Source organism: Streptomyces sp. NPDC017056 (assembly GCF_044332485.1).
In the GTDB taxonomy this organism is placed as follows: Bacteria; Actinomycetota; Actinomycetes; order Streptomycetales; family Streptomycetaceae; genus Streptomyces.
The window spans coordinates 254756-276460 of sequence record NZ_JBIRPD010000006.1; the positions used below are offsets into that span (position 1 = coordinate 254756).

At 69.0% G+C, this 21705-nt stretch carries 12 protein-coding genes; 7 read left to right on the top strand and 5 right to left on the bottom strand.

Annotated elements, in window-relative coordinates; translation table 11 throughout:
• Positions 1-478: 478 nt before the first annotated feature.
• The 6 genes from ACH4OW_RS13570 (at position 479) to ACH4OW_RS13595 (ending at position 15507) form a co-directional block, all read left to right on the top strand.
• Positions 479-943: a hypothetical protein gene (locus tag ACH4OW_RS13570; protein WP_360122885.1), complete on the top strand. Its 465-nt coding sequence runs from the start codon at positions 479-481 to the stop codon at positions 941-943.
• A gap of 214 nt (positions 944-1157) precedes the next feature.
• On the top strand, positions 1158-5714 hold the full coding sequence (locus ACH4OW_RS13575) for a toxin glutamine deamidase domain-containing protein (protein WP_398027474.1): 4557 nt from the start codon (positions 1158-1160) through the stop codon (positions 5712-5714).
• Positions 5715-5833: 119 nt separating this feature from the next.
• On the top strand, positions 5834-8017 hold the full coding sequence (locus ACH4OW_RS13580) for an SUKH-4 family immunity protein (RefSeq protein WP_398027476.1): 2184 nt from the start codon (positions 5834-5836) through the stop codon (positions 8015-8017).
• 349 nt (positions 8018-8366) lie between these two features.
• Positions 8367-10634, top strand: coding sequence for an ATP-binding protein (locus tag ACH4OW_RS13585; RefSeq protein ID WP_398027478.1), 2268 nt, complete (start codon positions 8367-8369; stop codon positions 10632-10634).
• A gap of 225 nt (positions 10635-10859) precedes the next feature.
• Entirely contained in the window at positions 10860-13070 is a 2211-nt protein-coding gene (locus ACH4OW_RS13590) for an SUKH-4 family immunity protein (protein WP_398027480.1), read from the top strand.
• A 232-nt stretch (positions 13071-13302) separates the two neighbouring features.
• Positions 13303-15507: an SUKH-4 family immunity protein gene (locus tag ACH4OW_RS13595; protein ID WP_398027482.1), complete on the top strand. Its 2205-nt coding sequence runs from the start codon at positions 13303-13305 to the stop codon at positions 15505-15507.
• Between the two features lie 76 nt (positions 15508-15583).
• Here the strand turns inward: ACH4OW_RS13595 and speB are convergent, their stop codons facing one another.
• Complete coding sequence (gene speB, locus ACH4OW_RS13600; protein WP_398027484.1) at positions 15584-16570, bottom strand: agmatinase; 987 nt, start codon at positions 16568-16570, stop codon at positions 15584-15586.
• Between the two features lie 112 nt (positions 16571-16682).
• Here speB and ACH4OW_RS13605 point away from each other — a divergent pair, with 112 nt between their 5' ends.
• Positions 16683-17477, top strand: a complete 795-nt coding sequence (locus ACH4OW_RS13605; protein WP_398027486.1) for a phosphatase — start codon at positions 16683-16685, stop codon at positions 17475-17477.
• Positions 17478-17556: 79 nt separating this feature from the next.
• Here ACH4OW_RS13605 and ACH4OW_RS13610 read toward each other — a convergent pair whose 3' ends face one another.
• From ACH4OW_RS13610 to ACH4OW_RS13625, 4 genes are all read right to left on the bottom strand, one after another.
• Complete coding sequence (locus ACH4OW_RS13610; RefSeq protein WP_398027488.1) at positions 17557-18597, bottom strand: cation diffusion facilitator family transporter; 1041 nt, start codon at positions 18595-18597, stop codon at positions 17557-17559.
• Positions 18598-18669: 72 nt separating this feature from the next.
• Positions 18670-19554 carry an acyl-CoA thioesterase II gene (locus tag ACH4OW_RS13615; protein ID WP_360122909.1) on the bottom strand — a complete coding sequence of 295 codons (885 nt, stop codon included), beginning with the start codon at positions 19552-19554 and terminating at the stop codon, positions 18670-18672.
• Positions 19555-19603: 49 nt separating this feature from the next.
• A complete protein-coding gene (locus tag ACH4OW_RS13620) occupies positions 19604-20812 on the bottom strand; it encodes an acyl-CoA dehydrogenase family protein (RefSeq protein WP_360122912.1) in 1209 nt (402 codons plus the stop codon).
• A gap of 80 nt (positions 20813-20892) precedes the next feature.
• A complete protein-coding gene (locus ACH4OW_RS13625; RefSeq protein ID WP_398027491.1) occupies positions 20893-21576 on the bottom strand; it encodes a TetR/AcrR family transcriptional regulator in 684 nt (227 codons plus the stop codon).
• Positions 21577-21705: the final 129 nt, after the last annotated feature.

Here is a 21705-nt window from a genome sequence, read left to right on the forward strand (position 1 = left end):
CATCCGTACGGACGTACGAGCCGCCCCGCGCGCGCTGCCCGTCCGCGCGCCCCCTTTCTGCTCCTTCTACTCCGGCACCCGCATCCGCACCCGCATCCGCATCCGCACCCGCTCCACTTGGCCGGAACGTCGCCGTCGAGAAGAACCGAACGGGTGTCAGTGACGTGAGTTAAGTTGACCATCGCTGGCGCAATCCACGGCGGGACCAACACCAAAGGAGGGGCATTCATGCCAGATTCCGGCATTCCGGGCCACATATCCGGCCAACCACCCACGTCCCCTCCACCTCCTCCACACCTTCTGCTGTCGCCGCCCCCTGGCACTCCGCGCCATCGCGTCGCACCGGCGTCCGACCTCGGGCCGGACCTTGGCGACATCTAGACTTCGACAAGACTTTGGCATGAACATCTCTTTGTGCATCTGATGACGGCACGGACAACTCGGGGGCGTTGTGGGAGCAGGCGGTTTCCAGACGGATGTGGAGTCGCTGAAGGCCGAGGGCACCAGCTTCGTGAAGCTGGGTGAGGACTTCCAGGACTCGGTCAAGCGGCTGATGGACGGGCTGAGCGCGCTGGGCGCCGGCCCGCCGGGCACGCCGGCGCCGGGTGGCGGCCAGAAGGAGCCGGAGAAGTCGTTCGGTGAGCAGTTCATGAGCGGGCTGACGACGTTCGCCAGCAAGGCGGACGCGCCGCCGTGGGGCGACGACGAGATCGGCGAGAAGTTCGGCGTCGTCTACGAGGGCGTACGCGACGGCATGTACGAGTCGATGGGGCACCTGTCCTCGAAGCTCCAGGAGATCGGCAAGGCGCTGCGCTCGATGTCGAAGAACTACGCGGAGGGCGAGGACTTCAGCGAGTCGCTGATCAAGCAGCACGTGCCCAACCCGCAGGCGGGCGGGTCGGAGCAGGTCTTCTCGCGGCTGGAAGGGCCCCGGCCGCGCTGAGGCCGCGGGGCGCAGTCGGCCGGCGCCGGCGTACGGCCTACGGCCTACGGCCCCGCGCCCCCGAGCACGCCCGCCACCACCGCCACCGCCACCACCGTCCCGCCCTTCTCGCCACTAACGCCACCGCCGACGCCGCCACACCGTCGTCACCATCTCCGCCGGTCGTCGGCGGGCCGTACACGCACTTTCACGGGGGAGCTTCACCTTGTCTCTCATGCTGCCGGATCCGCTGGAGTGGGTCTTGGACATGCTGGGCTTCAACTGGCCGCATGCCGACGAGGACAAGCTGATCGAGTGCGCGCAGGTGTGGCGTCAGTTCGCCGCCGAGGTCTCCGGGCACCAGGCGCGTGGCAACAGTGCCGCGAGCAACGTGCTGTCGCAGAACGCGGGCGACTCCATCGAGGGTTTCAGCAAGACCTGGGACAAGTTCGCCGACGGCTCCGGCTACTTCGACGACGCCCGCCAGGCCGCCGAGATCATCGCCTGCACCCTGGAGGCCGCCGCCGCCCTGGTCATCGGCATGAAGATCGCCGTGATCACCCAGCTGGTGATCCTGGCCGCCGAGATCATCGCCGCCCAGGCCGCCGCCCCCTTCACCCTGGGCCTGTCCGAGATCGGCGCCGCCGCCGGCACCCTGGCCACCCGCGAGGTGGTGCGCCGCATCCTCAAGGAGGTCGCCAAGCAACTCCTGGACGCCATCATGGAGGCGGCCAAGGAACCGGTCATCTCCGCCCTGGAGGCCATGGTCTCCGACCTCATCGCCCAGACCGTCAACCAGAACTTCGGCGCGCAAAACGGCTACGACCTCGGCCGCACCGCCAACAAGGGCATCGAGGCCAGCAAGGACGCCCTGAAGAACACCGGCGAAAGCCTCGGCGAATCCCTGCGCGACGGCGCCGGCAGCCGCGCCGGCCGCCGCGCCCGCCACGGCCTCGACAACGCCGCCGGACACGGCGACGGGGGTGACGGAGGCACAGGCACAGGCGGAGGCGGAGGCGGAGGCAACGGTTCTGGTGGCGGGTCAGGAGACGGCGGCGGGTCCGGCTCCGGCTCTCACTCCGGCTCTGGCAACGGCACGGGCTCGGGCAGCGGCTCCGGGTCCGGGTCCGGGTCCGGGTCCGGGTCCGGGTCCGTCCACGGTGCAGGCTCCGGCTCCGGAAGCGGCTCCAGCTCCGGCTCCGGTACGGGTACGGGCGGCGACGGCGGATCGAGCTCCGGACACGGGCCCAACGCGGGCGGCTCCGGCAGCAGCGGTAGCGGCTCAGGCACGCCCAGCGGCAGCGGTGGCAGCTCCGGATCGGGCGGCAGCTCTGGCGCACACACAGGACCCGGCGGCAGTTCGACCTCCCCCTCCACCGACCACGGAAGCACAAGCGCAGGCACCTCCCACACCCCCCGCCCCGGCGACACCAGCCCCGGTACGGACTCAAACTCCAACAACACCCCCTCACCATCGCCCGCCGCCTCCGACCGCTCCACCCCGGGCCCGGACGGCAACCGCGACGTTCCCCGTACCCAGCCCCTGCCGCCCCCGGACCAGCGCTCCCCCTTCGACGACGGCTACCAGGGCGGCGACAGCCACAGCCCGTACAGCGGCGCCCACCCCAGCACACCCGACGGCAACAACACCCCCGCCGCTGACCACAACACCCCTGCGGACCGCCACACGTCCCCGGACACCGCCAGCACACAACCGACCCCTGACCACACCCCGGACGCAGCTCGCCCCAACCCGGACAACAACCCCAACAACGTCACCACTCACTCCTCCCCCGACAACACCTCGGACCACGCGCGCCCCACCCCGGACAACGGCGCCACTCAACCGACCCCGGGCCCGAGCCCGTCCCCGGCGCCCGGCCCGTCCCCTACGCCCGGCCCCTCCCCCAACACCACGCCGTCCCCGGACCTCTCCAACTCCCCCACCCCGCCGGGCCCCGACCCGATCGCCGGCAACCCACCCACCAACCCCACCACCGACGCCGGCACCCCCTCGGACAACAACTCCGGCAGCGGCAGCCGTATCTCCACCCCGCACATGAGCGCGCCCCCGCAGGGCGCGCCCGTTCAGCACTCACCGTCCTCGGGCCAGCCGATCCAGCACCGCGACCCGGCCCCCGGCGACCCCATGCCGAGGGTGGACGAGAGCGACATCGGCGTCGCCACCCAGTCGGCCGACACCATGACCGCGCCCCCGCCCACCCAACACCACGCGGACCCCAGCACCACCACCCCCACCACACCGCAACAGCCACAACAGAACACCCCTCCCCCCGCAGGCCCGATCACGGGCGCCCCCACCACACCCCCACAAGCCGCCACCACCACCTCCCGCAGCAACACCCCTCCCAGCGCTAACCCCACCACCCCCACGTCCTCCTCTCCCACCAACCGTCGCCCCGACGGCTCCCAAGCAATCCGCGACGTCACCCAGCAGCGCCAGCCCGAGCGCCCCGCCTACAACCGCCGCCTCGACGGCCCGCGCCGCGACACCCCCACCACCCCGCCACGTGACAACCGTCGCCCCGACGGCTCGCAGGTCATCCACGACCACACCCAGCAGCCCCGCCCGGAGCACCCGCCCCACAACTCTCGTCTCGAAGGCCCCACCCACCCCGAAACGCCCGACCGCCCCATCCCGCACCAGCAGCAGACTCCTGCCTCTCACCAACAGCCACACACTCCTTCTCCCGACAGCGCCCAGCCCCCCACAGGCGACCAACACCACCCACACCACCAAGACCAGCCCAACCACCCGGCCCCCGACGCCCCGACCCCGTCCTCCCAGACCCGCAACCGCGAGCGCCCCGGCGGCCTCGACGGTCCTTCCGACGAGCACCAGCAGCGTGTCGCGGACGCAATCCCCCGGGACGAGAACGGCCATCCGGAACATCACCCGGATCCCGAACACAGCGACTGGGTCAACCGCATCAACGAGCCCGGCTCCGACGCCCCCGGCCGTAACAACAACTGCGTGGACGCCGCACTCGCCGCAGCCGACACGTACTCCGGCAACCCCACCGCCGCGGCCCACCGCACCCCGGACCTCAATGCCGACGGCACCCCTTCCGACCGCGGCGAACGCAACGGCCGCGACCGCATCGAGAACACCCTCGGCGCCCGCTTCAACGACTACGGCAACGGCCGCGACGCCTTCAACCGCCTGGAGAACACCCTCCGCCAGGCCGGCCACGGCTCGCAGGCGGTCATCATCACCCAGGACCGCCACGGCCGCGCCCACGCCTGGAACGTCGTCAACCACCAGGGCAAGATCACCTACGTAGACGCCCAGACCGGCCAACGCAGCAACCGCCCCCTCCACAACGGCGACCACGGCGTCCACGCCATCCCCCTGGACAGCAACCGCCGTCCTGTGAGCGCTCCTACGCATGACCAACCCGGCCGGGCCACGACTACCGGTCCAACTGCCGCAGGCGTCGGGCGTCGGCCACCGTATGAGCCCGCCGGTGCCAAACACCCGGCAGAAGATGACAACTCAGGGGCGGCCAAGAAGCCGAAGAAGGGCACAGCAGGTCTGACCGAGGCGGAAAAGCAAGCCGCTCGGGAACAGCACGTCCAGGAAAACACCAAGCCGGACGGCTCCGAAGGACCGAACCTGGAGAGCCCCCAAGGGCTCGCCCCCGATGACTCGCAGCGGGATCTGCGCTCGGACGACAGAAACCCGGTCTTCCGTACCGACACCGAAATCACGCACAACAACTTGTCCCGGTGGGCCGATCCCGACCACCCGGGAACGGACGAGCACGGGCGAAGCCCGCTCGCCCAGGTACTGGAACGGACGGCCAGGAAGCACGGTCCCGATGACCGTATGACGTTCACCCAGGAAGAGCTGAACCACGTCCTGCGGGACCCGGACTTCAGTGACCTCGACCAGGGGCAGCGGAGCGCCGTGGTCGCCGCGCTGGCCCGAATGAGCATCTCGTTCCATGAGCAGCACGCGGCCACGGTCGAACCGCGGGATGACGACGGCAATCCTGCCGGTGACCCGCACCAGCCCGGCCCCGCCATCCGGGAGCGGTCGCAGTGGCCGCCCGAACACCGTCAGGGTTTGTTGCCCGACATTCGGGTGGCCGGCCGGGATCTCGACCTGGAGCGCGTGAATGAGGACAACGCCGAAAAGGGAATCGAGTCCCATTACAAACGACCGGGGCTCAACGCGCTTCTGGACGCGTCAGGAGATCACCGCCCCGACTTCACCGGAAAGAACTACGCCGTTCTTGAGGTGCAACGGCCGGACGGTAGCGTGGAATACATCGTCGACTCCTCCGTCCCGGCGGGAAGTCACGGTTTCGCGCCGGGTCACTCCGAAAAGGTGTTGCTGGAAGAGGTCGACCGTCGAAACGCTTCTGCGGACCCGAACGACCGCGTCACCGTGAAGGGCCTTTACACCGAGAGGGAGCCGTGCGGAAAGGGTGAGGGGCACGCGAACTGCTCGAACCGACTGCGTACGCACAAGGCGATGGAAGGCGTTCCCGTGCATTACAGCACCACCTACCGCTCGGACCCTGTAGGTGTGGCGGAGCGCCAAAAAATCCGGGATCTGTTCGAGCCAAAAATCCAGGATGTCCGAGACGACTCTTCACTCACAGAAAAGCAGCGAGAGAAGAAGATCGAGCAAATACGCAAGGATCGCGACAAGCTGACCGACAAAAAACGCACCGCACTGGAGAGGGACGTCGCCAACGAGTTCAAGAGCTACATGAAGGGAATCGGCGACACCTGGGTCAAGGTCATCCCGCAACTGCTGTGAGAGTAACCTGAGTCGGCGCAAGAGACCGGTACGGGTGACCGTCGGCGGCGATGCCGACCATCCCGGGTACCGGTTCGGGCGATCGCGGACACACGACGGAAACGACGCACGGAGGCCGTATGCCGCACAAGGTCACCATCGAGACGGTTGTCGCCGAGGTGGCGTCCTGGTGGCAGGACGATCTGACGTGGGAACCGGCGGTGGTCGAGGTCACCGGCCCCCGTAGGTCGGGCCGTACAGCGGCTCTGTTGCGGGTGGCCGACGAACTGCCCGAAGCCGTGGTCCTGGATGCCGAAGGTTTGACGGCCGAGGAGTTGCACGCCGCGGTCCGGGAAGCAGGGGAGATCGACTGGGTCGCGGCGAAGGAGGGGGACTGGTCGGCCAACGACGACCGCGACGAGGAGCGAAAGCTGATCTTGATCCTGAACGGTCAGCGTGCGGGGCGAACGCGTCTTTCCTCGCACCCCGGGCGGATCCTCGACAGCAACCTGGACGACCTCGCCGAGACCGGCGCACTGGGCATCGTCATCGAAGCGGACGCCGACGATTCAGCACAGCGGGCACCGTACCTTCCGCGCACCCGGCACCTTCTTCCCGCCCCCGCGCGCCCGTCCGCTTCTTCCGAGACCGGGCCAGAACCCGGTGCCACGCATTCACCCGAGCTGCGCGCACTGGCTCTCGCGGAAATGCGCGAGGTTCCGATCGCCGTTTGGCGCGAGTTGTCGCGCGCGTGCGGCGCAGGCGACCGCACCGCTGATGACCTGATCGCCTTCGCACAGAGTCATGACGCGTTGGAAGTCCTGCCATCCGGTGTTGTCCGCTTTCACCGCGAGGCGGACGCGGAAGAACTGCGCGGCGCGGAGGGGTCTGCGACCGGGCAACAACCGGGCGCGGTGCACCGCGCGATCATGCAATGGCTGCTGGACGAATTCGCGGGCTCTTCGTATCCCCAGGGCTGGCAGGCCGCCGGCGACATCGGAGCGTATGCCGCGCAGGCGCTGCCCGCGCATGCCGTACACGCGGGAGAGTTCGACCGGTTCGTCGCGGACGGCCGGCTTGTTGCCAATGTCGCTCAGGACGCGCTCCTCGATGCCGGCAGCTGCCTGGCGGAAGGCGCACCGGGCGACAGCGTCGTCTCTGACGCTTTCTTCGCGCATCTCCATGGGGTCATGCCGTCCAGTCAGGGCGAGTGGTCCGCATGGCTGCATTTGATGGCTACGGCTCGCGGTGACGAGGCACTCGCGGAGGCCATAGAGAATTCCGGGGTACGGATGCCCTGGAAGGTCCGGTGGACGGACTGGCGGCCGCCGGGCGGTTTCCAGGCACGGTTCACCGAACCAGGGTCGATCGTGAGCCTCGGAGTCGTGTGCCAACGTGACGATCCGGTCCTCGTCGGCTTCGGACAGTACGACCGGACCTTGCACAGCTGGCGAGCGGAAACCGGCGAACGCGCTTATCCGCAATTCACCGAGGAGTTCCCTCAGGATGTCGCTGACACCCTTTCCTGGCCGGACGGCCGCACGGCACCGCTAACCGCCCAAGCGCTGCGCAAGGCATCCCTGCCGTCTGCGCTGAACGGGCTGAACGAGGACCTGCTCAGCTGCTCCACGAAGGTCGGCGGCCTCATTGTTCTCGGGGGGCCCGGCGGCGTCATAGCGATCGAGCCGACGGACGCCCCTTCCTCATCTTCCGCTCCGCTTCCCCTATCCCCCCTCCGAGACCAGCGCGAGGTTTGGGAGTACGACGCCGCCGGCCCTTCATCCCCCGTACCTGCCGGGCCTCTGGATCGTGCCACGTTGGACGAACTCTACGGTCCCGATTTCACCCGGGATTTGCACGCCGCACAACTCCCGGAAGAACTCCGGTCGGTCCAAGCACGGCGTGTACTGACGGACATCGGCATTCCGCCGGTCAACGTGGTGGGCCTGAAACTGGATGTGCTGGGAGAGGGCTCGCTCACCTCCGTTCCCTGGCCTGCCGACGCCCCGGCTCCCGGCGGTTCTGGTCCGTTTTTCCGCATCGGGCAGTGGTGGGGCGGAACCGTCGTGATCGACGGTTCCAACGGTGAGGTCCTGCGCTCCCCGGCCGATGACGAACCGGCCGGGTGGAGCCGGGATTGCATCGTGGCCGCAGATCTCGAACGCTTCGTGACCATGGTGTATTTCTTCACCATCGGAGCACACATGCTGAGCCTGAACCGCAACCGCTTGGAGGGCATTCTGCTGCGCGCGCGTATACAGGGCGGGCTGGAATCCCTTGATGACACCGGAGGGCGCTCGCCTGCCTGGACGTACGGCCTGTAGCCGGGCGTCCGGGGCCGCCCCGAACGGGCTGGCGGATTCGGCAGGCTCGTCCGACTGCGGCGAAGGCGACATTCACGACGCCTTCGACCACCCGGAGAGCGCACCAGCGTATGGCCTCGCTCGCGCCGGCTTCGGGCGCTGAACAATGCCGTGCTCAAGCAATGTTCCTCACCCAACGCCCCAATCCGGGACGGATGCAGGACGACGTCCTCCGGCACGGAAACCGGCGCCCGCTACGTGACCAACTCATCGCTGCCCGGCTCAACGAGACAGGAGAGCGTGACGACGCATTCTTAGTACCGCGCCCTCTCGCTGTCCCTGTCGCCCCAATCGAACGGAGTCGTCCGCCGTGCACTTCGATGCTGCAGCCGAGTGGCTCGTCCGATGGCTGGACGAGCCGCAGGAAGACAGCCGGGTACTGCCCGTCACCGGTCCCGTGGGAGTGGGGAAGTCGCGGCTCTTGGAGGAGGTCCGCTTGCGGCGTCCGGGAACCGTCCACGTGGACTGCCGTGGGCGGGGCGCCGGCGATGTCGCGGCCGCGTTGCTGGCTGCCTGGGGCCATGACGCCGATTTTCTGCGCCGGCGCGTCAACCCGCTCGACGACGCGATCCGCAAGCAAGTCCAGCAGGGCGCCCACTTATCAGTGCTGCTCAGTAACGTGCAGTGGGCGGGCGTCTCGGCGACTTCGCAAGAGGCTGAGCGTATTGCCACCGTCCTGGTGCCGAGACTGATGATGTACGGCCGCCGGGCGATCCGGGTCGTCGTCGAGTGCGATGCCGAGCAGGCTCTCGTCAGGTTGCCACTCGCCCGTGCGACAGGACTGTCCCTCACTGCGCTGGAGGGACCGACACCGAATGCGGAACGCTCGGCGCTTCCATCCGCCGAAGCGCTCATCACGGAACACCCGCAGTTGCGCCTCCTCGCCATGGCGGGACGCCGAGATGTTCCGCTGCGCGTATGGGCTTTGATGTGCGCAGCGCTGGAACTGTCTACGAGCAAGGAGGATTTGCGCACGATAGCCGCATCCCTCTCGGATGTCCTGTTCACAGAGGGAGGCCATGAAGAATACGAACGTGTGGGCTTTCATCAGGACGGAGTCCGCCATCTCGTACGGTCATTGCAGCCGTCGACGCCTGAGGAACAACAGCAGATGACCGATGCCCTGCTGGACCTCACAGTCAACAGATACCCGCGTGAACGCTGGCGCGATCACGCTCCGGTCGGCAGTTACGCTGCCTTCGCCCTTCCTCTTCACGCGGCGTCCGCCGGTCGTCTCCCCAGCCTGATGGACGAAGCGTCCTTTGTCGCCGACGCCGACCGGCACACGTTGCTCACCGGACTGGCGGTGTCCTACCCGGAAGGCGTTCCGCACAGCACCCACGCATCCGTCGTTCGTTACTTGGAGTCGGCCGGCGTCGAGCCTGCCGACCACGACGAATGGCTTTCCTGGCTGCACTGGGCCGAGATGAACCGCGGTGACATCGAGTTCGCCGATCTGCTCGCCGAGGTCGGCGGGCCGCTGGCGTGGGCCACCACATGGACGCGTTGGCGCCCGTACGGCGCATTCGGACCCACGTCGAGTGATGACGCACGTGCCGACGAATTGCTCGTGGGGACCCTGCGGGAAGAACCCGTCGTCGTGACTCAGGTCGAAACCGACGAGGACGAACTGCCGGACGAGTGTGACGTCGATACCGATGCTGACGGTCTCTATACGGAACGCCCTTGGCGTCTCCGGGATGGCGCTTCGCTCGGTGACCCGGTAGTGGTCGCGGAATGCTATGACCTGCAGGGTGAGGTCGAGAGTGTCGAGGGTCGGACTATCGATGAGGTCGCGTCACCTCTTGGCCTGGACGAAACTCCCGCGCCCCGAACACCGGCGTCCGTCGGCCCACTCATCGCCGCCGGTTCGGGTATGTGGCTGTTCGGTGGTGCCGCGGGGGTGTTCGCCGTACAGGTCGCTGACAGCCGGCGGGTTGTCACCGGGCCGGAATGGCGCAATACCCCTCTGCTGGGTACGCACAATCGCTCCGCGCTGTGGCGTGTGCCAGAGGAGGCTGTTCGCCCGGACGCCCCCACACCCGCCTGGTTGGACGACGTGTTCGGTGACGAACTGCGCAGTGTGCTCACTGCTCAGCGGCTTCCTGCCGGCTTGTGGGACGAGGCGGCGCGCGCTTTCCTGACGGGAACCGGCATGCCGGCGCTGGACGACCTTCTTCCTTTCGCGGATATCGACGACCCGGACGACACCGGACTGCCCGAAGCTGACTGGCCTGCCGACGTCCCCCGGCCCGAAGGCACGGGTACTTTCTACCGCCTCGGCCGATGGGTTCGGCAGGATCTGCTGCTGGACGGAGCGACGGGCCGAATCTTCCACGACTCGGACGATGAGGAGAGCCCGGGGCACCTGCTTATCGCCGGCAGCCTCGGCCAGTTCTGGACGTTGTTGTCTCTGTATTGGTCCTTGCGCCGCAGCACGCTGACCACATCGGCGGAGCAGCGGGACGCCCGACGCAGCCTGACATCCTGGGCGGCCCGGGTCGACCCGGCAACCGCCGGCCACCCCCACTGGCTAGCCATTTTCAACGGAGACTGGGACCAGCGGGACATGTTCTGACCGAGGCGGTCACTCCAAGCATCGCCCAACGCTCACACCGTACGCACACCCGTGGTACCCAGCGGTACGCACGCGCCGCTGCGTGTACGGTCGTTCAGCGCCAGATATGTGGTTCATGCGAGGAATCCAAAAGGCGCAAGGTGCAAGGTGCAGCAAGCGCCTGCTTGGCGGTGGTTGGCGAAAGCTGGGCGAAGACAATGCTGCACATCGTTCCACCACGAGAGAATGACGATGCCTGAGACACCTTCTGCTCCCGAGCACGTAAGCGCGGACCAAGCGGTCGCACGCATCGTGGCTTGGTGGGATTCGGACCGATCGGCCGCGGGGCGGATCGACCTGGTCGCCGCGCCGGGCAGCCATCTGGTCGATCACGTGATGCGTGAAGTACACCGGCAGGTTCCGCACAGTGTGCTGGTCGACGCCATGGGCAGAACAACAGAAGACGTGTTCCAACAGATCCTGGAAACCGCCGGCGTCCCGGCCGGCAAGAATCTGCCGCATCAATGGCTGCACGCGATCAGGCGCATCAGCCAAGACAAGCTGATCCTTCTCTCACATGCTCCGTTCGCCGGACTCACCCGGCGTTCCTCACACCCGGAGCTCACGGACACCACGCTTGCCGAGACTCTGAGCATCGTGGACAGTGTCGGAGTCGTGCTGGAGACCGCTCCTCGTCACCGGCGCGGCAGCATCTCACTGCGACTCATTGATGACGAAGACGCTCGGCAAGCCTGGCACTCCACCGACCCGCCGGTGCCCCTCCAGGCGCTCGCGCTGGCAGAACCACGCCGGGTGCCTTTCCGGGCTTGGCGTGAGCTCATCACGGCTACCGCGTCCTTTCTCGACACGGAAGTTCCCGGCTTCACGTCCGACGCTGATGATGCACAACTGACGTTCTTGGCCGAGTGTTTCCCCGACCATTTGGACGTCGAAGCCGGTCACGTCACGTTCAAGACGGAAAGTGCGTCCCTCGCCATCCGCCGCGACTCGGACCCACAACTGTTGTTGGCCGTCAACCGGCACATGTCGGCCTGGCTGCTGAATGACGTGGCACCTCAGTGCCGTCACGCCGAAGGGTGGGTTGCCTCTGGAGACCTCGGCCGTTACGCCGCACAAGGGCTCGCGATGCACGCCGTACAGGCGGGCGTCTTTCCCGACGTGCTCGCCGGCGGCACCGTGCTGGCCAATATTCCGGCCCGGGCTCTGATCGACGCTGCTCATTGTGCGTACGAAGGTGCCGTGCCCGGCAACAACGCGGCTGCCGATGCGGTGTACCTACGGATGTACGGCATCGCCCCCGACAGCCAATCGGAATGGGCGGCTTGGCTGCATTTGATGGCCACGGCCCGCTCGGATGCCTCCGTAGCGGCTGGCATCGAGCAGTCCGGTGTACGGCTGCCATGGACGACCGCATGGTGCCATTGGCGCCCGCCGGGTGGCCTTCACCAGCAATATGTGCGGCCCGGTGCCGTCAACGACCTGTTCGAGGTGCGGTGGCGGGAGAACCCGGCCGTCGCCTCGGCCGGGGGCGACGACTTCGGTACCTGCATATGGGACGTGCGCACGGGCACTCTCCTGGCAGGCCCCCTCGCTCCGGACGCCCCCTTTCCCGCCGAGGTGCTGGGCTCTCTCACCTGGGCGACGCCGGAAGGCCGAGACACCCCGGGCCCGATGTCGCTGGAGGACTTGGAAGGTGAGCGTGCGAGCGGGGAAGGGCCACACGACGACCTCCTCTACGTATCACTCAACACCGGCAGCACAGTCGTGGTGGCGGGAACCGGGGGTCTCTTCGCAGTCACGCCCGGCGATCCAGCTGGCTTTCCCGGCCTGGGAACTGCGGGGTCTCCGCCTCGCCTCGGTGTCAACACGGCAGCCGGTCCATCCCGCCCCGTCGACGTACCGGCTGCCTCTGCTGACGATCTGCTCGAACTCTGCGGAACCGGTTCTGGCGTCCGTTCTTCCGCAGCAGACCTGCCTAACGGATTCACCGACGACACGGCTCGGCGAATCCTTCGCGAGGTCGGTCTCCCCGAGGTCGACGAGAAAGGCATTCGCCTCGAACCGCGGTACGAGCGGTTCCTGTCGGAGGTCACCTGGCCGTCAGACGTCCCCGCTCCTGACAGCGAGGGGCCGTTCTTCCTGATCGGCAGGTGGATGGGCGGTGAGATCGTCGTCGCCGGAGCGTCGGGATTTGTGCTGCGTATGCCCTCCGAGGCCGAGGAGCCAGGGCTCGTGGACAATCCCGTGGTCGCTACGGGCCTGGATCGCTTCCTCGCCATGACCGCCTCGTGGATCAGTGGCCGACGCATCGTGGAGAGCACGGAGAATGACGACGAGGCTCACCTGCTCCGACAGCACATCGAATCCTCTCTCCGGGAAATCGACTGGCATGGATCGTTGTCCGAGGCGTGGTCCTACTCCCTGTACAACGACTGACAAGGCCACCGCAGAAGCCCGAATCTGACTCGCTCTGTCGAGGGAAGAGAGTGATCGACGGCGTAGTAGCTTTTCTGTGGAAATTCTTGGGAATTCTCGTGGGTGAGCGGAGTCGAGTGCTGTGTCCCGTGGAGCTGTTACCGCCCGGTTGATGGAGTGGCTTCGGGCGCCGGGGGTGCGGCGTCTGGTGGTGCCCGTCAGCGGTTCGATTGGTGCCGGTAAGACCTCGTGTGTGAAAGACGTGACGGAAGCCGCTGGTCAGGGTGAGTTTCCGGCTGTTTGCCACTATGTCGACTGCCGGGGGCTTACCGCGGACGCCGTGGCCAGGCAGCTGATTGCCGCCTGGGGTTTCGACGAACGGTTTTGGCGCACCCGCGATACGCCGTTGGCCGATGCCTTCCGGAAGTGGACGAGCAGCGGGGAAAGGGCGGTCGTCGGGTTCGGGAACGTCCAGTGGGCTGGTGGCACGGCGACCTCGACGGAACCCGAGCGGGTTCTGCGGCACGTTGTCGTTCCCTTGCTGCGTCATGCCGGCTGTCCGGTCGCCGTGCTCGTCGAGATCGACCAGCAGCAGGAGCGCGTCCCGCTGGCGTCGGTTCTGCCCGGGCAGCAGCTTCTGCCGTTTGAAGTACCGGACGTCGGGACGTCTGTTGGCCATGACCTCCTCGGTGTCCTCGCCCGCTTTCCGCAGGTGTGGGCGTTGGCCGCAGCCGAAATCCGGGACGTGCCGCTGCCGGCCTGGTCGACGCTGTGCACAGCCCTCGGTCTACCGGGCGATCCTGCGGTCTTGAACGCCGCAGTGAGTGCCTTGCCCGGAATTCTTATGGCGTCGTCAGCCGACCCCCGGCCCGACGATGCCGAGGGAGGAGGCGAAGGAGCTGATGACGCATTCAACGCTAGTTGCGTTGCTTTTCTGGCGGATGGCATACGTCATCTCTTGCGGACTTACCGCCCGTTCGAGTCGGCGGAGCATGCCCGCATCGCCGACGCTCTGCTGGATCGGTCGCTCCGGCGCTCCGGCGTGACCGTTCCCTGGCGCGAGCACGACCGCGTCACACGGTATGCCGCCCACGCGCTGCCCCTGCACTGCGCGGCCGCCGGTACTTTGCCCGAGCTGGCGCAGGATCCCGGTTTTCTCGCGAACGTCGACCGGCTTTCGCTGCTCACCGGATTGGCGCTCGTTTATCCCGACGGCATTCCGCACGATGTGCCCGCGCTCGATGTTCATTACCTTGAGGAAGCCGGCGTCGAACCGAGCACTCACGAAGAGTGGGTCTGCTGGCTGCATTGGGCCTTGATGAACCGCGGGGCCACCGGATTCGCCGCGCGGCTGGCGCATTCTGCCGGTGACCTGCCGTGGCTCACCCACTGGTCGCGCTGGCGCCCTTACGCCTCCTTCGGGCCCTCCGCCGAACACGACATCGCGCGGGCCGACGAGGCGGTCGTGGGCGTCGTGAACGGTACGGACGTGGTCGCCGGCCAGTTGGAGATCGACGAGGACGGCTTCGCCGGCGGGGCGGGCGCCGACGCGGAGGAGTGGTTCGAAGAACGCCTGTGGAGGCTCGACGACGGTACGCCGCTCGGGGATGCCGTCCAGGTTGCGTTGTACTACGACGACGACGGTGACGTCGAGCGTGCCGTCGGCCGCGTCTTCGAACCGGTCGAGGTACCGGAAGAACTGGACAGCAGGCCCGTCCCCCGTGCCCCCTCCTCCTCGTCCTGTCTGGCCGCGGCGGCCGACGGGACGCTGGTTTACGGCGGCCAGGGTGGCGTTTTCGTCCTCGGCGCGCCCGACCAGGCGCGGGTGGTGTCAGCGCCTCGCTGGCGGTCACGTCCGCTGCTCGGCGCTCACAACCGGGCGGAAGCGTGGCCGATGCCGGTTGCGGTGCGCGCGGGCAACCAGCCGGCACAGGAGTGGTACGAGAACGCGTTCGGGGAGGGAGCGTGCCGGATCGCGAGCCGTGACGACCTTCCCGCGGGGGTCACGCATCCCGACACCGTGCGTTTCCTGACCGAGGTGGGCCTGCCCGACTTCGAGGGCGCGCTCCCGTACGTCTCGTTCGTCTCGCCTCAAGCGCTCGCCGAAGTCACCGACCCCGCCGTGCTCCCCCCGGCTGCCGGCCCGGGGCCGTTCTTTCACCTGGGGAACTGGGCACGCGGAGGTTTGTTGCTGGACGGTACGTACGGACGCGTCCATACGACGTATGCCGTAGACGGCGCCGAAGAACGTCTTCTCAGTGGGGGGCTGCGGCAGCTTTGTACGCTGCTGGCGCTGTCCACGCTACGGGCGCAAAGCGATTTCACTGTGTGGGCAGAGGAAGTGGACGCGAAGCGCAGTCTTCGCGCATGGGCCCAGCGGATCGACCCGCTCAGCTCTTCGCATCCTCACTGGGCCGCTGTCCTCTCGGGCCACTGGGACGACCGCGACGTGCTGTGAAGTCCGGCGCCGGCCGGACGGTGTGCACGCCCCGCGCCCGTCGGGGCACGGGGCGTCGGGGCGCAGGGCGTCGGGTTCAGACGCGCGCAGCCGCGATCTGGCGGGACATGATCGTCGTCAGTTCGTACGCGGTGTGGGAGGCGGCTACCGAGGTGATCTCGGCGTGGTCGTAGGCGGGGGCCACCTCGACCAGGTCGGCGGAGACGAGGTTGCAGCTGGAGAGGCCGCGGAGGATTTCGAGGAGTTCGCGGGAGGTGAGGCCGCCGGCCTCGGGGGTGCCGGTGCCGGGGGCGTGGGCCGGGTCGAGGACGTCGATGTCGATCGAGATGTACAGGGGGCGGTCGCCGATGCGCTGGCGGAGCTGGTCGGCGACCTCGTCGACGCCGCGGCGCATGACGTCGGCGGAGGTGACGATGCCGAAGCCCATCTTCTCGTCGTCGTCGAGGTCCTTCTTGCCGTAGAGGGGACCGCGGGTGCCGACGTGGGAGAGCGCTGAGGTGTCGAGGATGCCCTCCTCGACGGCACGGCGGAACGGGGTGCCGTGGGTGTACTCGGCGCCGAAGTAGGTGTCCCAGGTGTCCAGGTGGGCGTCGAAGTGGAGCAGGGCGACCGGGCCGTGCTTCTTCGCCATGGAGCGCAGCAGGGGCAGGGCGATGGTGTGGTCGCCGCCCAGCGTCATCAGGCGGGCGCCGCTGTCCAGGAGGTCGTCGGCGGCGGCCTCGATGGTCTCGACGGCCTCGTTGATGTTGAAGGGGTTGGCGGCGATGTCGCCGGCGTCCGCGACCTGGGCGAGCGCGAAGGGGGACGCGTCCTGGGCCGGGTTGTACGGGCGCAGCAGGCGGGACGCCTCGCGGATGGCGTTGCCGCCGAAGCGGGCACCGGGGCGGTAGGAGACGCCGGTGTCGAAGGGGACGCCGACCACCGCGACGTCGGCCCGGCCCACCTCGTCGAGGCGGGGCAGCCGGGCGAAGGTCGCCGGGCCCGCGTAGCGGGGGACGCGGGAGGAGTCGACGGGACCGACGGGTTCCTGGGAGGCGCCGGAAGCGGCGGATGCGGTGGTCATAGGGCTGAGAGTAGGGAGCGGGGGCCGGGGGGCCCATGGACATTTGTGACGTTGCGGCGGCGGCGCATGGACGTCACGTCCACCGCCGGATGCTTCAAGGGACAATGAGCCCATGCCGATACTGCCGCCTGCTCCCAGCCGCACCGAACTCGTCGACCATCTCGTACGGACCCGGATCGCCGGTGAGGTCGCCACGCCGCGCGAGAACAACCTCGACCACTACCGCAAACTGGCCGACGGAGACCGTCACTACTGGCTCGGGCTGGAGCTCGGGGACCGCTGGACCGATGAGCAGGACGTGCTCGCGGTGATGGCGGAACGGTGCGGCGTCATCGACGACACCCGCCACCGGATGGGCCAGGACACCATCGACCCCGAGCTGACGGTGGACGCTCTGGAGCGCGCGGCCGCCCGGCTGCGCAAGGCCGCCGCCGGGCGGGAGCGGGTGCTGTTCGCGACCGGCCATCCGGGCGGGCTGCTGGACGTGCACCGGGCCACCGCCGAGGCGCTGCGTGCGCGGGGCTGCGACATCGTCGTCGTACCGGACGGGTTGCAGGCGGACGAGGGTGTGGTGTTCCAGTTCGCCGACGTGGCGATGCTGGAGCGCGGCGCGACGCTGTGGCACACCCACTCCCCCGCGCCGATGACCGCCGTACTGGACGGGCTGGAACGGGCGGGCCAGGCGCTGCCGGACCTGGTCATGGCCGATCACGGCTGGGCCGGGTGCGCGGGGCAGCGCGGGCTGGACGCCATCGGGTTCGCGGACTGCAACGACCCGGCGCTGTTCGTGGGCGAGGCGGAGGGCACCCTCCAGGTGACGATCCCGCTGGACGACCACGTGCTGAGCCCGCGGTACTACGACCCGATGACGGCGTACCTGCTGGACGCGGCGGGCTTGGCGGGCTGAGGAGGAGGAGCGGGGGCGGGGCTCCGAACCGGCCCCCGCCCCCGCCCCCGAGGCGGACCGGACAGGGCTACGGCTACGGCTATGTCCCGTCCGTCTCCGCCCCGCCCGTCCCCGGCCGTCTCTGGTACGCCCCCGGAGTCGGGTCGAGGAACACCCGCCGGATCGCCGGGAAGCGTGCGCGCAGCCGCTGTTCCGCGTCCTCGCAGGCCCATTCGATCTCCTCGGCGGTGGACACGTCCCGGAAGTCGATCTTGGCGGCCACCAGGACCTCGCGCGGCCCCTGGACGAGCGTGACCAGCTCTAGTACGTCCACGATGTGCGCGACCGAGCGGAGTTCCGCGCGTACGGCGTCGCGCATCGGCCCGGGGAGCGGGCGGCCGATCAGGAGCCGGGCGTTGCTGCGGCCGAGTACCCAGGCCACGTACACCAGCAGCAGCCCGATGCAGATCGACGCGGCGCCGTCCCATGCGCCGGAGCCGGTGAGCTGGCCTCCCAGCAGTCCGCCCGCTGCCAGCACCAGCCCGGCCAGCGCCGCGGAGTCCTCCATGACGACGGCCTTCACGGCCGTGTCCGGGGTGTGGGCCATGTACAGGTGCAGGGAGACGCCGAAGCGCGCGGCCTCGCCCCGGGCCTGGCGTACGCCCTTGAGGAGCGAGGCGCCCTCCAGGAGGAAGGCCAGAGCGAGGACGAGGTAGGAGAGCAGGGGGTCGCCCGGGTCCTCGCCGTGGGTGAGGGTGTGGATGCCGTCGTGGACCGCGAAGACCGCGCCGCCGACGAAGGTGGCCACGGAGGCGAGCAGCGCCCATACGTAGCGCTCGCCGCCGTGGCCGAGCGGGTGGTCCTCGTCGGCGGGTTTCCCGCCGCGTTTGAGGGCGGTCAGCAGGAGGAGTTCGGTGACCGTGTCGGCGGTGGAGTGCGCGGCCTCGGAGAGCATCGCGCCGGAACCGCTGACGGCACCGCCGACGGCCTTGGCCGCGGCGATGCCGAGGTTCGCGGCGGCGGCCACGAGGACGGTGCCGGTGCTCTCCTCCGAGGACGCGTCACGCGGGCCGGGCGGGTCGGACGAATCATGCGGGTCGGACGGATCGGACGGGGGTACGGAGCTGCTGGAGGCGTCCATGGCGGTCCAGTATGCGCACCGGGCGGACGCGGACACCGGAACGACGCCTCACCCCCGCGGCAAACGGCTCCCTCACCCCCGCGGCACCCGGATGACCCCCTCCTGGATCACCGACACCGCCAGCTGGCCGTCCGCCGTGAAGATCCGGCCCTTGCCCAGGCCCCGGCCGCCCTGGGCGGTCGGTGACTCCTGGTCGTACAGCAGCCAGCCGTCGGCGCGGAACGGGCGGTGGAACCACATCGCGTGGTCCAGGCTCGCGCCGACGACGTCGCCGACGGCCCAGCCGCCGCGCCCGTGTGCGAGCAGCACCGAGTCCAGCAGGGTCATGTCGGAGACGTAGGTGACCAGGCAGATGTGCAGCAGGGGCTGGTCGATGTCGCCGTCGAGCTTGCCGTGCGTGCGGAACCAGACCTGGGAGCGCGGTTCGCGCGGTTGGCCGGCGGTGCCGAACGGCGGCTCGTCCACGTAGCGGAGATCGACGGCTGCCCGTGCTTCCAGGAGGCGCTGCGCCACGCCCGGTTCGCGGAAGCGGTCGGCGTAGCGGGGGAGCATTTCGGCGGCGGTCGGCAGGGTCAGCGGGTCCGGTGCGTACGGCATCGGCTCCTGGTGTTCCATGCCTTCCTCGTACACCTGGAAGGAGGCGGAGAGGTGGAAGATCGGCTGGCCGTGCTGGACGGCGACGACGCGGCGGGTGGTGAAGGACCGGCCGTCGCGGATGCGGTCGACGGTGTAGACGATGGGCGCGCCGGGGTCGCCGGGCCGCAGGAAGTACGCGTGCAGGGAGTGCGGCGGGCGGTCCTCGGGGACGGTGCGCCCGGCGGCGACCAGGGCCTGGGCGGCGACCTGGCCGCCGAAGACCCGGGGCACGACGGAGGGGCGGCTGGTGCCGCGGAAGATGTCCTGCTCGATGCGTTCCAGGTCGAGCTGTTCGAGCAGGTCGGCGAGGGCGTCGTTCACGCGCGTACGGCTTTCGTTCGTGCGGGGCGCGGCGGCGGGCTGCCGGCCCTCACAGGCCCATGGACTTGGCGATGATGGAGCGCATGACCTCGCTCGTGCCGCCGTAGATGCGGGTGACGCGGGTGTCGGCGTACAGGCGGGAGATCGGGTACTCCTGCATGTAGCCGTAGCCGCCGTGCAGCTGGAGGCACTTGTCGATGACGACGGCGGCGCGCTCGGTGGTGAAGAGCTTGGCGGAGGCGGCGTCGGCGGCGGTCAGTTCGCCCGCGTCGTGGGCGTCCAGGGCGCGGTCGACGACGGCCTGCATGGCGTCCACCTCGGACTTGCAGTCGGCGAGGGCGAACTTGGTGTTCTGGAAGGAGGCGACGGACTTGCCGAAGACCTCGCGTTCCTGGACGTACTCCTTGGCGAAGCGGACTGCGGCGGCGGCCTGGGCGTAGGCGCCGACGGCGATGCCGAGACGTTCCTGCGGGAGGTTCTGGCCGAGGTAGGAGAACGCCTTGCCCTCTTCGCCGAGGCGGTCTTCGACGGGCACCTTGACGTCGGTGAAGGAGAGTTCGGCGGTGTCGGAGGTCTTGAGGCCGAGCTTGTCCAGCTTGCGGCCGACGGCGTAGCCCTCGGAGGTGGTGTCGACGACCAGGAGGGTGATGCCGCCGCGGCGGTCCTCCCGAGGTGCTGCCTGCGCGGAGCGCAGCCCATCAGGGGTGGTGGCCGGGCGACGGGTGGGCGGGGCCGTACGGGCGCAGACGATGACGCGGTCGGCGAGGACGCCGCCGGTGATGAAGGTCTTGGCGCCGTTGAGGACGTAGTGCGTGCCGTCCTCGGAGAGCTTGGCGGTGGTCTTCATGCCGGCCAGGTCGGAGCCGGTGCCGGGCTCGGTCATGGCGATGGCGGTCATCATGTCGCCGGAGACGAAGGGGGGCAGCCAGCGCCGCTTCTGCTCCTCGGTGGCGTACTTGAGGAAGTACGGGAGGCAGAGCGCGGTGTGTACGCCGGAGCCGCCGAAGCTGACGCCCGCCCGCGCGCATTCCTCGGTGATGACGGCGTTGAACTTGAAGCTGCTCTCGCCGGCGCCGCCGTACTCCTCCGGCACCTCGATGCCGAAGACGCCCAGCTCGCCGAGTTTCTTGTAGAAGTCGCGGGGGGCCTGGCCGGCCTGCATCCACTCGTCGTAGACCGGGACGACCTCGGCGGCGATGAAGTCGCGGATGGTCTCCCGGAACGCTTCGTGATCCTCGTTGAACACCGTACGACGCATCCGCCGCCCTCCTCCGGTTCACCGGCCGGCCAGGACCGGCCGTCGACTAAGCGCTTGCTCAGCCGAAAGCTACCCGCCGGTCAGTCGGACTGTCCAGAGGTGTCCAAGGGGGCGGGCGGGCCCGCGAATCCGCCCGCGGCCCCGTGCGCAGCCCCGTCCGCGACCCCGCCCGCACCCACCGCGGCGAACGCCCCGCGCGCCAGCCGGTGCAGCAGTTGCGACATCTCCGTACGCCCCGGGAGCGCGCCCGGGCGGCTGAGGTGCGGGGTCGAGTTGAGCAGGCCGAACACCGCGTGGACGGAGGCGCGCGCGTCCGCCTCCGCGCACGCCGGGTACACCTCGCGCACCACCTGCACCCACAGCTCCACGTACTCGCGCTGGAGGCGGCGCACCCGCTTGCGGTCGGCCTCGCGCAGCCGGTCCAGCTCGCGGTCGTGGACGGTGATCAGCGGGCGGTCGTCGAGCGCGAAGTCGATGTGCCCGTCGATCAGGGCGTCCAGCACCGCCCCCGGGCTGTCCCCGCCGGACGCGGCCCGGATGCGGCCGCCCTCCAGCAGCCGTTCGCTGATGCCGACGAGCAGTTCGGCGAGCATCGCGTCCTTGCCGGCGAAGTGGCGGTAGAGGCCGGGCCCGGAGATTCCGACGGCGGCACCGATCTCGTCCACGCCGACGCCGTGGAAGCCGCGCTCGGCGAAGAGGCGGGCCGCCTCCTTGAGGATCTGCTCGCGTCGGCCGGTGGCGGTCGGGGCGTGTGTGCTGCTCATACAACTAATTGTAGACAGGCGGGTTAGTGGTCGTTAACCTGAGGGGAATGGAGTTAACGCCCATTAACCACCAGCGCCAGTCGAACCGCCGGGCCACCCCCGACGTCCGCGGCAGCCGAGTGAGGGAGC